General features: G+C 56.4%; 2 protein-coding genes. Both read right to left on the bottom strand.

Features of this window, described 5'->3' with window-relative positions:
* Positions 1–461 (bottom strand): TniQ family protein (locus N4G42_RS25725; protein WP_409557868.1); only part of this gene is annotated, 461 nt, incomplete at its 3' end.
* Positions 462–465: 4 nt separating this feature from the next.
* On the bottom strand, positions 466–815 hold a 350-nt coding region (locus tag N4G42_RS25475), incomplete at its 5' end, for a hypothetical protein (RefSeq protein ID WP_260669181.1).

Here is an 815-nt window from a genome sequence, read left to right as displayed (position 1 = left end):
GTGATCCTGCATGCAGGGCAGGCGAACCGAAGGGGCGCACCGTGCCGACTGCAGACGCTCGCAACGGGTAACTGGTGGCTGCGGTGCAGGTACGGCTCGCCGTACGTTTCGATGTCGTCTCGTAGACAACCTGGACAGTACCTAGCACCCGGCAGAAACTGTGAGTGGCCCAATATTGTCAGTTTGGTGGCTCGACTACTTGTGGCGTCTATTCTGATCTGGCGCCGGACTTCGGTTGCTTGATTGAAGGACAGCCAGAAGGGCAAGACAGTCAGTTCACGAAGCATTTGCGGATAGGTGTAGCCCAGCGGTGCCAGCAATCTTTCGAGATTGCCATTCTGAATGGGTGGGTTGAAGAATGGCGAGATAGTGCGTCGCCCATAACCCGACTCTTCTAGAAGGCTACGCCACAGGCCAGACCCGTTGTACAGCAACAGTCGCGTCAAGAGCGACGCGAGCATTTCGTCAGGGTAGGCCGTGGGGACGTAGGGAATTCTGAGCATTGAGCAGTTCGGTGCGTCGGTTCGCATAGGTTGTAAGGGCATCTGACCATAGACGCAGGCCTGCGAGACGCTGAATGCGCCACAGTTGAAATTGCCGACCGTCCTTAACTAAAAGGGCAATGGCGTAGTCGACACGGCGCATGCCAAAGGCCTGTACCGACTCAGCCGCCTTATCCAGCAATGCGCAAAGCTGGGGAAGTTTGCTCTGATTGCGTCTCACCATCGTCTCGTCAAGTGGGCGTATCAGGCGGGTCTTAGTCAAGCGTTGCGGTGGCGTCTCGTTTAGAAGCAAGTCAATCTGACTCTGCAGCA

Origin of the sequence: Acidovorax sp. K2F, assembly GCF_025246485.1 — a bacterium.
GTDB classification, from domain to species: Bacteria; Pseudomonadota; Gammaproteobacteria; order Burkholderiales; family Burkholderiaceae_C; genus Acidovorax; species Acidovorax delafieldii.
The sequence above is the reverse complement of the archived record's forward strand: the minus strand, read 5'-3'. Positions and strand labels throughout refer to the sequence as shown.